The organism is Roseibium sp. R5, from assembly GCF_055755305.1.
This window is the reverse complement of record NZ_CM146910.1, coordinates 2,765,643-2,779,702: the sequence shown is the minus strand read 5'-3', so window position 1 is coordinate 2,779,702 and position 14,060 is coordinate 2,765,643. Positions and strand designations below refer to the sequence as shown.

The window sequence follows — 14,060 nt, the reverse complement described above, 5'->3', positions numbered from 1 at the left end:
TTTAGCGTCTCAACCCAACCAGGCCTAAAACTTGGCACGGCTCTCGCATAATGCATCTCGAACCATAGTGACCCTTGGCTGATAAAACGGCCTCTTAGATGGATCTGCGTGAAGAATGCGTCGTCTGATCACATATTTCGAAAACCGCGCGGCCCGCGTTACACTCATTGCGGCTGCCCTTGTCGGCTTACAGCTTGCGATCGCTGTTCAAGCTGTCGCTTCCTCAAGGATCAAGGACATCGCGGATTTTGAAGGCATTCGTGAGAACCAACTTATCGGGTACGGCCTGGTTGTCGGCTTGAACGGCACTGGCGACAGCCTCAACAACACACCGTTTACGCAGCAGAGCTTGCAGGCCATGCTGGAACGGCTCGGTGTGAACACACGGAACATTCCGCTCAACACCAACACTGTTGCGGCTGTCATGGTGACGGCAAACCTGCCGCCGTTTTCCACTCAAGGGACGCGGATAGACGTGAGCGTTAGCGCTTTGGGCGACGCCTCTTCTCTTCAGGGCGGCACGCTGCTTGTGACGCCCTTGGTTGGTGCAGATGGCGAAGTATATGCAATCGCGCAGGGCTCAGTCGCGATTGGCGGCTTTTCGGCACAAGGCGACGCTGCGTCCATTGTCCGCGGCGTCCCGACAGCTGGCCGGATCGCCAATGGCGGCCTTGTCGAGCGCGAACTGGATTTCAAACTGGCATCGCTGACAAAAGTCCGCCTTGCCTTGCGCAACCCGGATCTCACCACAGCACGGCGCGTGGCTCTATCCATCAACGAATTGATCGGCATGCCGACCGCAGAGCCTGTCGACCCGGCAACAGTCCAGCTTGACCTGCCGCGCCAATACGATGGCAACATCGTTGATCTTTTGACCGACATTGAACAGTTAATTGTTGAACCGGACCTTGCCGCACGGGTTATCATCGATGAAAACTCCGGCATCATCGTCATGGGTCAGGACGTCAAGGTTTCGATGGTGGCTGTTGCTCAGGGCAACCTGACCGTGACGATTGCCGAGACTCCGGAAGTCGTTCAGCCCCTGCCCTTCGCAAATGGTCAGACGGCGATCGCACCACGCACGGATCTTAATGTGAACACCGATCCAGACGCGAAATTGGCGATCGTTCCAAATACAGTGACTTTGAAACAACTCGTCGATGGACTGAATGCGCTCGGAATTGGTCCGCGTGACATGATCTCCATCCTCCAGGCAATCAAAGCTGCCGGTGCTCTCCAAGCCGAAATCGAGGTGCTCTGATGGATTTGCCACTTGCCCCTTCTATGCCGCGCTCCAACCCGCTTGATGTCCTCCAGGGTGTGAACCCAAGCGACAAGACCGCCGCGCGGGCTGCTGCAGAAGAATTTGAAGCCGTGTTCTTGAACAATATGCTGCAAAGCATGTTTTCCGGCCTTGAAAATGGCGGTGCCTGGGGGGGCGGAACGGGGTCTGATGCCTGGCAAGGCATGCTTGTCGATGAATATGCCCGTACGATTTCTGCTGCCGGCGGCGTTGGAATCGCAGATAGTGTTGAACGTGAACTGCTTGCTTTGCAGGAAGGCGCCCGATGACCGCACAACCAGATACCAGCACCCTTCCCTTTTCTCTCGACCGGCCAGCCAGCAAGCAGGAAGCTGAAAACTTCTGCTCTGCATTATCCGGGACAATGGAAGCGCTCCTGTCCGTGATCGAAATGGAGACAGATCTTGTCCGTGCGGGAAAGCTGAAGGAAGCCGGTGAGTTGCAAGCCGACAAGGCGCGTCTCATTCATGAATATACGCGCGGCATGATGTCCGCAAAAGACCATGCTGTTGCGCTTGGCAACCTTGCGCCCGCCGCAACACAGTCGCTGCGCCGTCAGCATGGCGAATTCCAACCCGTGCTGCGCATCAATCTTGCGGTTCTTGCAACGGCCCGCGAAGTGACGAATAACATTGTGACGTCGGTCGCAAAGGCTGTTGGGGCCAAAAACGCAACAGCGCCGACCACTTACGGCCGGACGGGCGCCTCTCCCAATGGGCCGCAATCAGCTCAAGGCATTGCTGTGAACCAATCTCTTTGAGACACCAGCTGAGCCTTGATATTTTCCTCAGTATCCAGTTTTAGCTATCAAAACGAACTGAGAGACGCGGGCCTGAAAACGAATCAAAAATGGTCACAAGAAGATAAATCCAACCCCTTAAAATTCTAACTATTCCGTTAACAGAAGATTCATTCCCTTACGTTATTTTTGTCACTATCGGGTCATAGTATGACGATACCCGGAGGGCAAAATGGATACCGCATTAGTCCGGCCTCCATCGCCGACATATACGGCGATCACGCCGGTGACACGCGCCCCGGAAAAAGATCAACCGGCAAGTTCTACGGATTTGCCGGCGGAGGACACCGTGCGTCCTTCGGCAGATTCATCTGGATCTCAACGGGCTGCGACAAACGAACAGAACAGGGCCAGTGAAGGCCGCGCTGATCAGTCTGCACTGGAGCGTTACACGCCACCCGTGACACGCCAGAACGTGTTCGACGAAGACAGTGAAAGCCTCATCTACGTCGCAACCAACACGGAAACAGGCGATGTTATTCGTCAGATTCCAAGCGAAACCTTGCTGAGGCTACGTGCCTACAGCGAAACGGTTGCCGCTTACCGGACCCAGGTCGAAGAACAGCAGCGCTCAAGTTCTGAAGACGAAGCCGTTCAACGCACTGTGTAAACCACGGTTGAACGGCTCGTTCTGGACCCATGCTTCATGGGGCACGGATATCTATTTCCAGTTTCCAAAACATCACAATCTGAACTGCTTTGTCATCTGATGAGTTCCCGCATCGTTGCGCGCCTATCGCCCGGGTAGAAGCTCGTCATTCCAACTGAGACCGCAGTTCCCGCTGCTGCCAGTCCAACCGGCTTTGCAAGTATCCATCCGAACGTTATCGATCACTCCCCAGCTCTCCCCTCAATCAGCCGTCGCCAAAATCAAAACCAACATCGGTCAGCCACGGGCTGGAACAGTCCAAGAAAATCGTTCGAAAGAGACCGTTAGGCAGCTCGGTTAAAACACTCATTCCCAAAAATACAGCAGTCTTCCTTGCAGAAACGGCTCGTTTCAGCCAAATTTTGACTGTAGGACTTTGTTAACCTTAATTTCGGCTAACCGTATTTTTTACATTGTCATTAATACCTATAGTCTTTCTTGGTCGGTGATCCCCAGGACGGGAATCTTGTTTTGCGTTTTTCCAAGGAAGGAAAAGAAATGTCCGACATCACCCTCACCAATGCCGTACGGGCCAACCTCAACACTCTGACTTCGACCGCGAAAATGATGTCGGATGTTCAGAACAAGCTGGCGACCGGCAAGAAGGTGAACTCCGCGCTCGACAACCCGAATTCATTCTTCACGGCAAAGGGCTTGGAGAACCGCGCAAGCGATCTCAGCACCCTGCTCGACGACATGGGCCAAGGCGTTCAAACACTAAAGGCAGCAGACAAAGGGATTTCGGCGATTTCCGACCTGGTCGATGCCGCCAAGGCAAAAGCCAACCAGGCGCTGCAAACGTCAGACAAAGTACAGCGTTCCAAATACGCTCAGGAATACAATGACCTGCTGAGCCAGATGGAAGACTTGGCCAAAGACTCGGGCTATAAGGGTAAAAACCTTTTGTCTGGAGCTGGCAATGACCTTTCCCTGACCTTCAACGAAGACGGCTCGTCATCCCTGTCAATTTCGGCAGTTGATTACACCAACTCATCTGCTGGCCTTGGTCTGAGCGATATCGACCGCACAGCCACTTCTGCAACAGCTCAACTTGAGTTTGCCGCCGACGGAACGTCAACAACAGCTCACGTCGTAGATCAGGGTACATATAAAGCTGGCGACACCCTCACCGTTACGGACAGTAAAGGCGACTCTGTTGGAACAGTTTCAATAACTGACACCATGTCAATGGCCGATCTAGCAACAGCACTCAACGGCTTAACCGGCGTTACGTCAACTTATGACAACACGACCGGAAACATCACGTTTGCCGGTGAGGGCATTCAGCTGAAGAACGGATCCGAAGAAATTGGGACTGGTGGAACAATCAGTGACTTCGACACGGATGCAAAAATCGAGACAGCCCTATCTGCATTGAAATCTGCTCAGGACACACTGCGTGCTCAAGCGTCCACATTTGGTACAAATCTTTCCATCGTAGAAAACAGGCAAGATTTTACGACCGACCTTATTAACACACTGCAGGAAGGTGCGGGCGCATTGACACTGGCTGATACCAACGTTGAAGGCGCGAACCTTCTGGCTCTGCAAACACAGCAGCAGCTGGCGTCCACTTCCCTGTCGATGGCGTCCCAAGCATCACAGAACGTGCTGCGATTGTTCTAAGGCAGACTGCTCTCAAGTTCCTGGCGCTTTCATCAAAAAGCCAAGAACAACAGTAGAGCATTGAAATGACGACCATTTCAGGCGACGGGGTGTAACCCCGCCGCCTACACGTGTTTACTTTACGTTATCCATAACGCTCGTTAACCATGTTTATTTAGATTCCGTTTTCAGTTTCAGCCGTTTCATGCGTGCCAGTCCCAGGAAGGGGCTGTGTATCTCGTGTTCCTAGAAAGGAAACAAAATGGCTGACATTACTCTGTCCAGCGCGGTTCGTGCGAACCTTAACACCCTCCAGCAGACCGCATCGTTCATGTCCGATGTCCAGAACAAACTGGCCACCGGTAAAAAAGTGAACTCGGCTCTGGACAATCCGAGCAACTTCTTCACCGCTTCCGGTCTTCAGTCCCGTGCAAACGATCTGGGCACCCTGCTCGATGACATGGGCCAATCGGTTCAGACCATTAAAGCAGCCGACGACGGTATCACCGCCATCACGAAGCTTGTTGAGTCCGCAAAAGCTAAAGCTAACCAGGCCCTGCAAACCGGTAGCCAGTATGAGCGGAAACAGTTTGCTGCGCAGTACAATGAACTGCTCACACAGATCGAAGACGTTGCAAAAGACGCCGGCTATAAAGGCAAGAACCTGCTCGCGGGTTCCGGCAATGACCTTCGGACCATCTTCAACGAAGACTCCACGTCCAAACTGGATGTTTCCGCTGTTGATTACACCGACACCACGCTGTCGACTGGTCTGAACCTGTCCGATCTGACTGAAGGTCAAGGTGGCGCTACTGCGTTCAACCTGTCCGGCGGCAAGACCACCATCACCCTGACAGGTGCTGATGGATCCCTGAACTCCAGCTCCACGTTGAACGAATCCACAGCGATTTCAACAACAACAACTCTGGAATTCACAAACGTTGAGTCCTCGACTCCAACTTTGATCGGTACGACCGTGAGCAACGGCGCAACCGTTCAGGATCTGGTCGACTCTCTCAACGCAACTGAAGGTGTTCGTGCGGAATTTGACGAAACCAACGGCGAGCTGACGATTTACAGCAACCAAGACTTCGTGATCTCCGACACTCTGACCACCGCGACCACCGCTCTGACGATTGGTTCTGCGGCCTCGGTAAATGCATCTGCGCTCACGTCTGCTTCGTCCCTTACGGACAGTGGTTCGTTCGCCCTTGGTGATGTCATTACATTGACCGACGGCAACGGCTATGAGCTTGGATCTTTCGAAGTCGAAAGTTCCTCAACCGTTGATGATCTGAACACGTTTATCAACGACTTCAACGGCGTAAGTTCAACTTTCGCTGGTGGACGGATCAGCGTTACCTCAGAGACGGATTTGACCATCAACAGTAGCCGTGATGGTTCAAACAACACCGACTTCGGTAGTGAGGACTTTGCTGCAACGACCAACGGTTCTTTCAGCATCTCTGCACTGTCCGACTCTGGTTTCGCAACCGACAACGACATCAACCGGACGATCAGCAAGCTGAATAACGCATTGTCCAACTTGCGTTCCCAAGCTTCTGAATTCGGTACCAACCTTTCCATTGTTGAAAACCGTCAGGACTTCACACGAAGCCTGATCAACACGCTGGAAGAAGGTGCTGGTAAGCTGACACTTGCCGACACCAACGAGGAAGGTGCAAACCTCTTGGCCCTGCAGACACGTCAGCAGCTGGCTTCGACTTCGTTGTCCTTCGCATCTCAGGCAGACCAGAACGTTCTGCGTCTCTTCTAAGACAGAAAGTCTTAAACACAATCAGAGAAGGCGGGCTTTGGCCCGCCTTTTTCTTTTGTCTCCACTGATCGGCCGCGAACCGCCAGGCCGACGATCCGTCGCTTTTATGGCAACTGCGCCTGCCTCCCCTTTCGGCTTGTTTCAAAACAAAGAAATTCCCTCCCGCACGTCGTTAAACCCTTATTAACCATAAAAGTGCGACACAGATTTTATTGTTATTTTTAACAATGTAATTTTTGACGCTTCAGGAAGAGGCGTCATGACCCCAGGAAAGGGATCCTGAATGTCTGACATCACTCTGTCGGCTGCCGTAAGGCAGAATCTGCTTACTCTCCAGTCCACTGCTGATTTCATGTCCGGTGTCCAGAACAAACTGGCGACCGGAAAGAAGGTGAACTCGGCCCTCGACAATCCGAATTCCTTCTTTACGGCGTCGGGTCTTAATGCCCGGGCAAGTGATCTCGGCACGTTGCTTGATGATATGGGCCAATCCGTCCAGACCATCAAAGCCGCGGACAAGGGGATCACAACCATCACCGAATTGGTGAAATCAGCAAAGGCAAAGGCCAATCAGGCTCTGCAAACGCAAAGCCAATACGAGCGCAAACAGTTCGCCGCACAGTACAATGACCTGTTGTCCCAAATCGAAGCCGTCGCAAAAGACAGCTCCTACAAGGGCAAAAACCTCCTTGCTGGAGCTGGCAACGACCTGACAACTATTTTCAATGAAGACGCCACGTCAAAGCTGACTATGGAAGCGGTAGACTACACAGATACCGAGCTATCTACAGGCCTGAACCTGACTGATTTGGTTGAGGGACAAGGCGGAGCAACGGCCTTCAACCTCTCAGGTGGAAAGGTTGAGATCACCTTGACCGGGACAGATGGCGCTTTGAATTCGAGCTCAAGGCTCCATGAGTCCAGCGGCATCACGGTTTCGACATCACTCAGCTTTGTTGAGTTCCTGGAATCTGGCACACCAACATTGATGGGGACCCATGTTTCGGCCTCAGCCACTGTTCAAGATTTCATCAACGAGCTCAACAAAACAGAGGGCGTGCGCGCTGAATTCGATGAGAAAACCGGCAAACTGACCATCTTGAGCAACGACAATTTCCGGATTTCTGACGCAAATGTTGGAGCAGGTACTGCCATTACGCTTGGAAATGCTGCCGACATCACCACCGCTCCATATGGAAGTTTGACTGCTAATCTCGTTGACAGTGCCTCATTTGCAATCGGTGACACACTTACATTGACTGACGGCAACAACTACGAGCTGGGATCTTTAGAGATCGATAAAGACACGACAGTTGGAGACCTAGTCAACTTCGTCAATGACTTCCAGGGCGTTGATGCATCCTTCAACAACACGACAGGGCGGTTTAGCATATTGGCAGAGACTGATCTCACATTGGCCAGTGAGCGGAACGGAGCCACAAACACCGACTTTAACGCCAAGGATTTCAATGCCAACAACGATGGTGTTGTTTTGTCCGCATTGGAAGACTCTAGTTTTGCAACAGACAGTGACATCAACAGAGTGGTGGATCGTTTGAACAACGCACTTTCCACCCTGCGTTTCCAAGCGTCTGAGTTCGGCACCAACCTGTCAACGATTCAGCATCGACAGGATTACACCACCGCTATGATCAACACGCTGCAGGAAGGGGCTGGCGAATTGACGCTTGCAGATACAAATATGGAAGGCGCAAACCTCCTGGCTTTGCAAACTCGTCAGCAGTTGGCATCAACCTCCCTCTCCTTCGCATCACAGGCAGATCAGACGGTTTTGTCGCTGTTTTAGGAATCGTTGATTGGTCAACATCGCTTATTAAATTCAAAGCTATTTGCAAAACGGGCCTCGCGGCCCGTTTTTTTTTGCCAATTTCAATTTTCATAATGCCGATGGCAAACGCAATACGGAATGCAAGCATTTCCGCCATTTCCCGCGTTAACAGAGTTGCCATTCATCTTATTAACATTGTTATATTTTACAGTTATATATACTGAACTTGTGTATTTTAATTGTTATTTTTGACAGTACTCATAAGAGCACTTCTATGCTGATCCAGCAATCCGCAACCCCTTTTACTATTGATTAAGGTTAACAGGGAATTCTTGTGCCAACCTGCTCAGGAAGAGCAGCTGAACATATGACCCAGGAAAGGGATTATTGATGTCAGGCATTACGCTTTCGGCTGCCGTTCGGCAGAACCTGCTTACCCTCCAAAACACATCCTTTTTGACAGCGGACGTCCAGAACAAACTGGCGACCGGTCTGAAGGTAAACTCTGCGCTCGACAACCCGGGCAACTTCTTCACCGCTTCTGCATTGAACGCCCGTGCAAGTGACTTGAGCAGCCTGCTCGACGATATGGGCCAATCGGTGAACACGATCAAAGCTGCCGATGACGGTATTACAGCCATCACGAAGCTGGTTGAGTCCGCTAAAGCAAAAGCCAATCAGGCCCTGCAGACACAGAGTCAGTACGAGCGGAAACAATTCGCCGCGCAGTACAATGAACTGCTCGAGCAAATTGAAGATACTGCTCGGGACTCAAGCTACAAAGGCAAGAACTTGCTTGCTGGAGCAGGCAATGATCTGCGGACACTTTTCAACGAAGATTCAACTTCTCGTCTTGATATCTCCGCAGTTGATTACACTGACACCACTCTCTCTACTGGTCTCAATCTATCGGATCTGGTGGAAGGACAGGGCGGCGCTACTGCGTTCAATCTGCTTGGCGGCGCTACAACCATCACCCTCACCGGTGCCGATGGTGCGTTGAACTCAAGCTCCACATTGAGCGAGTCGACAGCTATTTCGACAACGACAACCCTGGAATTCACGAACGTTCAATCCAGCACACCAACACTGATTGGAACGACCGTCAGCAGTGGCGCATCTGTTCAAGATCTGGTGGATGCAATCAACGCAACTGAAGGTGTTCGTGCCGAGTTTGACGAGAGCAACGGTGAGCTGACCATCTACAGCAACCAGGATTTCCTGATCTCCGACACGGATACAACAGCGACAACCGCTCTGACGATCGGTTCTGCGGCCTCAGTAAATGCCTCCGCATTGACGACCGGTTCGCTTTTGACAAACAGTGGCTCATTCGCGGTCGGTGACACGATTGCATTGACCGACGGCAACAACTACGAGCTCGGGTCGCTTGAAATTGAAGACAGCACGACCGTCTCCGATTTGGTCAATTTCATCAACGACTTCAACGGTGTTGACGCGCAGTACAACAACACAACTGGTCGTCTGAGCATCACGTCGGAAACGGACTTGACGGTATCAAGCGAGCGAAGTGGTTCCGCCAATACAGATTTTGCCTCCACAAACTTTGCCGCCACCGCCAATGGTGCGCAGTCCTTGTCTGCTCTGACAGACTCCGGGTTTGCGACTGACACTGAAATCAACCGGGTCATCACGCGGCTGAACAACTCACTTGGAAATCTTAGAACCCAAGCTTCCGAATTCGGTACCAATCTCTCGATTGTTGAGAACCGGCAGGACTTTACCCGGGCGATCGTCAATACGTTGCAAGAAGGTGCTGGTAAACTCACCTTGGCAGACACCAATGAAGAGGGTGCAAACTTGCTGGCCCTGCAGACACGGCAGCAGTTGGCATCAACCTCCTTGTCCTTCGCTTCTCAGGCAGATCAGACCGTACTGTCCTTGTTCTAAAAGCAGAATCAGTTTCGCACCAAAAAACGCGAACACGAGCACAAACGGCGGGTCCTGCACCCGCCGTTTTTGTTGTCTGACCGTTATTACTTGGCAGAAGTCAAAAATTTTCTCTCGTAAATTCAATCAGTTAAAAGAAAGCTTTTGGTAACTTTTATTTAAATAACGTTAATTCGTGCATCACCGATTAACTTTCCGTTTAGATTTACGCACGTGGCCATGATCTGTGAACAAGTATCCAGCAGTGGCCTGTACGAGTACTGAACAGGAAATGCGGTGAAGCCAGATGCCCGATATTGTTCTTTCCAGCGCGGTTCGCGACAATCTGTTGTCTTTGAAAAAGACTGCGGCTTTTCAGGAAACAACTCAGAACCGCCTTGCGACCGGCTTGAAGGTAAATTCGGCCCTCGACAATCCAAATTCATACTTTACCGCGCAATCTCTGAACGACCGGGCCGGCGATCTGTCCAACCTACTGGACAACATGGGACAGGCCGTCCAGACGCTGCGCGCGGCTGATGACGGCATAACGTCGATTACCAAACTCGTTGAATCCGCAAAGGCCATCGCGAACCAGGCGCTTCAGACGTCCAGTGAGTACGAACGGCGCCAATTTGCCATCCAGTACAATGCCATTCTTGAGCAAATCGAGGATATGGCCAAAGATTCGGGCTACAAGGGCAAGAACCTGCTTGCAGGTGCCGGCAACGAGCTTGAAGTCATCTTCAACGAAGACAGCACATCAAACCTGACCGTGAACCCGGTCGATTTCACCGACACCACGCTGGATACAGGCCTTAACCTCGACGACCTTGCAACAGGCGCAAGCGGCACTTCATCGTTTAATATGTACGGCGGCAGCGCCCAATTGACCCTGACCGGTTTGCAGGCCTCATCCAACCTTACGGATCTGGCCGCATTTGCGGACAACGACCATGTGATGGTTACAGATGGTTCAACGACGACAACCCTTACAGTCGGGGTCGATATCGTTACTGTTCAGGACTACGTTGACGCGCTCGATAACCTTTCAGGCGTCCACGCATCCTTTGATGAAACGACGGACTCAATCACACTCGTGACAGGTCTCAACAGCAACGTCACGATTACCAAAGACGCAAACGGCGGCGGCAGCACGTCCGATGGTGGTATTACCGCTGGTGCGACGACACTGACTGCAACAGCCCTTTCTTCGACTGCGACGCTCATTACGTCAGGTGGATTTAAGGCTGGTGATACAATCACCATCACCGACGGAAACAGCTTCGAACCAGCATCTCTTGAGATTGACGAAGAAACGACCGTCGACGATCTTGTCAAGTTGATCAACAACGTGAAAGGACTTGATGCCACTTTCTCTGGAGGAAGCATCAGTCTGATCGGTGAAGTGTCGTTTAATATCACCAGCGATAACAACGACTTCAACAGGATGCGTCTGGCGTCGACATCCGGAACGGTGGCGTTGAGTGCAACAGCCTCGGAATTCAAGACCGACACGGACATAGAACGGGTCCTGCAGGCGATTAACGCTTCGTTGGACGAGCTTCGTAACTCCGCCCGCAGTCTGGGCACAGCGCTGTCCACAGTCGAGATCCGAACTGACTTTACCCAGAACATCATCAATACACTTGAAGTGGGTGCTGGCGACCTGACAATTGCCGACATGAATGAAGAAGGCGCAAACATGCTGGCCCTTCAAACACGGCAACAGCTGTCATCAACTGCCCTGTCCCTGGCCAACCAGGCGGAACAAAGTGTACTCAGCCTGTTCGGCTAACCGGAAAAGCCGGATTCGGCAGGTATCGGGTGAAAGTGTTAACCTATTTGTTAACGTTTCGCTCCGATACTCAAACGTGGAGGTCAAGGAATGGCGCTCAAGGTCGAGTTAAAGCCGGGAGAAAGGATCATCATTGGTGAAAGCGTAATTACCAATGACAACCAGAGAACCCGCCTATTCATCGAGGGCGACGCGCCGATCCTTAGAGAAAAGGACATTCTCACACCTGACACCGCAGATACGCCAGCAAAACGCGTCTATCTTGCAGTTCAGTTGATGTATTTATCCACCGACCTGGAGCGAGTTAAGGAAAGTTACTTCACCCTGGTCAATGACATCGTGAAGGCCGCACCGAGTACAATCCCTTATGTCACGCGGATTAGTAACTCGATTATATCCGGATCCTTCTACAAGGCACTGAAAGAAGCTCGTAAGCTCATTGAGTATGAAGGGACGCTGATCAGTCATGTACAAACAGGCAGCGCAGGCCTATCAGAAAACCAGCCAGGCAGCACCGGTATCGCCGCGGGAGCTGGAAGCGACTCTGCTGATGAAAGCCGCAGCCCGGCTCCAGCTGATCAAGGATGAATGGGATGACCTCTCCCTTGCAGAGGTCGATGACGCCCTGATTTACAACCGTAAACTCTGGACGGTTCTTGTTACTTCTGCGACCAGCGACGAGAGTTCTCTGCCACTGGAAATCAAGAACAACATCGGGTCTCTGGGGGTTTTTGTCTTCAAACAGACGATGACCGTCATCACGACGCAAGATCCGGAGAAGCTTGGAGCACTTATCAGCATCAACCGCACGATCGCGGAAGGCTTGCGGGCAAAGCCTGAGTAAGTCAGCTCCCCATACAGACGACAAAAAAGGCGGTGACTTGACACCGGCTTTTTTGCATTTTGGTCGAGTGAGGGCCTTACCTCAGATAGTCAGCAAGGCTCAGGTTGAAGACGATCGAAGAGGCATTGTAGGAGACTTCGATGTTCGTCCTGAGTTGCAGGATTTCTGCGGCAAGCCGGTCTTGATCAATGCCTTCGATCTCTCCGATGGTCGCCTCGTAGGTGTTCACGACCTGAATGTGACGTTGATCCGTCAAACTTGCGGTTCGATGCGCGATTGCAATGTCTGTCGAGATGTCCACGATGCCAGACTGATCGATGCCAGGTGGCTGCAATATGGCCCGTAAATCTGTCGACAGCGCGTTGTAGTACTCTTCATCAAGCTGGGCGCCACCGGAGAAATCAGCCGCAGCAAATGTTGCAAGTGTTTGCACGAGCTCTTGAAGCGGCTCCTCGTTGGCCCGCACCCCATATTCTACGGTCAGATTTGTATCTATGATCGCGTTCTTGTCGGTGCGCGGATCCGTGGTCGTCGTATTGCGTCCGGTGTACCAGGAGACGGTATCCGTTGCACCAGATGTAAGCGCAGTCGCCGTGGCGTAAGGAGGGCCGTCAACTCTCTGCGGGACTTCACCGTTGTAAGTGCTGAAAAACTCGTCCGAAGCCCAAATGTCTGATGCAGCTTTCAAGGTTGTCTGTGCGCTGTCTTCCAACTCCTGAGCAATAGCGTCGCGGAGGTTTTGTGCCGTCTCTTCCAAATCCGCACCAATCGCAAATGTCCCCTCAGCTTCATTGGAGGCGGCAGCCGTCAGCGTGATTGTCGTTGTATTGGTATGGTCAGGCGGGAGCGTCAGTGTAATTTCAATCTGCTCGCCAAGCGTCGGTTGTCCCGTGAATTGAACATCGAAAGTATCCGGGTCCCCTCCTCCTGGGCCTGTGAGTGTCACGTTGGTCAGCGTTGATGTCACGGACGAAATATCGAAGCCGAAATCATGTGCCCCGTCTTCCGCAATTGTAAACGTGGAATCCACTGGCCCGGGTGTTGTCGTTAGGGCAGACACGGTCATCCGGCCATTATTCAAGGCACCCAGGTTCGCTTGGGAGAACTCGCTCATGTAGTCCTTCAGGCCTGAAAGGCCGTTGGCCCCGTTCATAATGGTATCAATGGCCTGGACCGGATCGGAGATCGCATCCGTCCCGCCGAACGGGTAGTAACCGGCGACTTCAGTATTCAAGATATTAAGAGCTTCGTTCAACAAGAGCTCCGCTCTTGACTGGGTCTGGGTTTGACCATCGCTCTGGATCACAAAGTCATTGGTATCCATTGCGGACTTGGCATCACGGCGAATATCTTCCAAACGATCCAGCGAAACGGTCATCGCCTCTAGATGCAAGTTGGAGATCGTAATTGTCTCTTGATAGGATTCGATCAGGCTTACTTTTTGCGTCAGCTGAATATCCAGCAGCCGGCGATCACCAATGTCGCCATAGGTGCTGCCAACCTTGCCACTCGCCAGCTGTGTTGTCTTCTCAGTGAGCTTGTCATTGAGGTTCAACAGCTGGCTGGTCAGGTAACTCCGCGACGTTGAGATGGATGATACTGGCAT

Annotated in this window: 12 protein-coding genes; 11 read left to right on the top strand and 1 reads right to left on the bottom strand. The window is 52.1% G+C overall.

Going from position 1 to position 14,060, the window contains the following annotated elements; genetic code table 11:
* Window positions 1–115: 115 nt before the first annotated feature.
* The 11 genes from AC0J4F_RS12925 to AC0J4F_RS12875 all read left to right on the top strand — a co-directional run bounded on the left by AC0J4F_RS12925 (window position 116) and on the right by AC0J4F_RS12875 (window position 12,454).
* A complete protein-coding gene (locus AC0J4F_RS12925; protein WP_209174068.1) occupies window positions 116–1,261 on the top strand; it encodes a flagellar basal body P-ring protein FlgI in 1,146 nt (381 codons plus the stop codon).
* On the top strand, window positions 1,261–1,572 hold the full coding sequence (locus tag AC0J4F_RS12920) for a rod-binding protein (protein ID WP_473023668.1): 312 nt from the start codon (window positions 1,261–1,263) through the stop codon (window positions 1,570–1,572). The genes AC0J4F_RS12925 and AC0J4F_RS12920 overlap by 1 nt, the downstream gene beginning before the upstream one ends.
* On the top strand, window positions 1,569–2,063 hold the full coding sequence (locus AC0J4F_RS12915) for a hypothetical protein (protein WP_209002126.1): 495 nt from the start codon (window positions 1,569–1,571) through the stop codon (window positions 2,061–2,063). Before AC0J4F_RS12920 ends, AC0J4F_RS12915 begins: the two co-directional genes overlap by 4 nt.
* Before the next feature lie 211 nt (window positions 2,064–2,274).
* Window positions 2,275–2,712 (top strand): flagellar protein FlaG, encoded by a 438-nt coding sequence (locus AC0J4F_RS12910; RefSeq protein ID WP_447235274.1) that lies wholly within the window; start codon window positions 2,275–2,277, stop codon window positions 2,710–2,712.
* A 537-nt stretch (window positions 2,713–3,249) separates the two neighbouring features.
* Window positions 3,250–4,377: a flagellin N-terminal helical domain-containing protein gene (locus AC0J4F_RS12905; protein ID WP_209174071.1), complete on the top strand. Its 1,128-nt coding sequence runs from the start codon at window positions 3,250–3,252 to the stop codon at window positions 4,375–4,377.
* A 241-nt stretch (window positions 4,378–4,618) separates the two neighbouring features.
* The gene (locus AC0J4F_RS12900) at window positions 4,619–6,133 is read left to right on the top strand and encodes a flagellin N-terminal helical domain-containing protein (RefSeq protein WP_473023667.1); all 1,515 of its coding nucleotides are present in this window, start codon (window positions 4,619–4,621) and stop codon (window positions 6,131–6,133) included.
* Between the two features lie 283 nt (window positions 6,134–6,416).
* Window positions 6,417–7,940, top strand: a complete 1,524-nt coding sequence (locus AC0J4F_RS12895; RefSeq protein WP_133946543.1) for a flagellin N-terminal helical domain-containing protein — start codon at window positions 6,417–6,419, stop codon at window positions 7,938–7,940.
* Between the two features lie 372 nt (window positions 7,941–8,312).
* Window positions 8,313–9,833: a flagellin N-terminal helical domain-containing protein gene (locus tag AC0J4F_RS12890; RefSeq protein ID WP_133946541.1), complete on the top strand. Its 1,521-nt coding sequence runs from the start codon at window positions 8,313–8,315 to the stop codon at window positions 9,831–9,833.
* Between the two features lie 286 nt (window positions 9,834–10,119).
* Window positions 10,120–11,610: a flagellin N-terminal helical domain-containing protein gene (locus tag AC0J4F_RS12885; protein ID WP_133946539.1), complete on the top strand. Its 1,491-nt coding sequence runs from the start codon at window positions 10,120–10,122 to the stop codon at window positions 11,608–11,610.
* Window positions 11,611–11,700: 90 nt separating this feature from the next.
* Window positions 11,701–12,198 carry a flagellar biosynthesis repressor FlbT gene (gene flbT, locus AC0J4F_RS12880; protein WP_286183269.1) on the top strand — a complete coding sequence of 166 codons (498 nt, stop codon included), beginning with the start codon at window positions 11,701–11,703 and terminating at the stop codon, window positions 12,196–12,198.
* Window positions 12,143–12,454, top strand: a complete 312-nt coding sequence (locus tag AC0J4F_RS12875) for a flagellar biosynthesis regulator FlaF (protein ID WP_286183455.1) — start codon at window positions 12,143–12,145, stop codon at window positions 12,452–12,454. Before flbT ends, AC0J4F_RS12875 begins: the two co-directional genes overlap by 56 nt.
* A gap of 76 nt (window positions 12,455–12,530) precedes the next feature.
* On the opposite strand, the gene AC0J4F_RS12870 is transcribed toward AC0J4F_RS12875, so the two are convergent.
* Entirely contained in the window at window positions 12,531–14,060 is a 1,530-nt protein-coding gene (locus AC0J4F_RS12870; RefSeq protein WP_420340355.1) for a flagellar protein, read from the bottom strand.

Coding starts and splice junctions, on each gene's coding strand:
- AC0J4F_RS12925 (WP_209174068.1), top strand. CDS start 116: ATGCGTCGTCTGATCACATATTTCGAAAACCGCGCGGCCCGCGTTACA.
- AC0J4F_RS12920 (WP_473023668.1), top strand. CDS start 1,261: ATGGATTTGCCACTTGCCCCTTCTATGCCGCGCTCCAACCCGCTTGAT.
- AC0J4F_RS12915 (WP_209002126.1), top strand. CDS start 1,569: ATGACCGCACAACCAGATACCAGCACCCTTCCCTTTTCTCTCGACCGG.
- AC0J4F_RS12910 (WP_447235274.1), top strand. CDS start 2,275: ATGGATACCGCATTAGTCCGGCCTCCATCGCCGACATATACGGCGATC.
- AC0J4F_RS12905 (WP_209174071.1), top strand. CDS start 3,250: ATGTCCGACATCACCCTCACCAATGCCGTACGGGCCAACCTCAACACT.
- AC0J4F_RS12900 (WP_473023667.1), top strand. CDS start 4,619: ATGGCTGACATTACTCTGTCCAGCGCGGTTCGTGCGAACCTTAACACC.
- AC0J4F_RS12895 (WP_133946543.1), top strand. CDS start 6,417: ATGTCTGACATCACTCTGTCGGCTGCCGTAAGGCAGAATCTGCTTACT.
- AC0J4F_RS12890 (WP_133946541.1), top strand. CDS start 8,313: ATGTCAGGCATTACGCTTTCGGCTGCCGTTCGGCAGAACCTGCTTACC.
- AC0J4F_RS12885 (WP_133946539.1), top strand. CDS start 10,120: ATGCCCGATATTGTTCTTTCCAGCGCGGTTCGCGACAATCTGTTGTCT.
- flbT (WP_286183269.1), top strand. CDS start 11,701: ATGGCGCTCAAGGTCGAGTTAAAGCCGGGAGAAAGGATCATCATTGGT.
- AC0J4F_RS12870 (WP_420340355.1), bottom strand. CDS start 14,060: ATGCCAGTATCATCCATCTCAACGTCGCGGAGTTACCTGACCAGCCAG.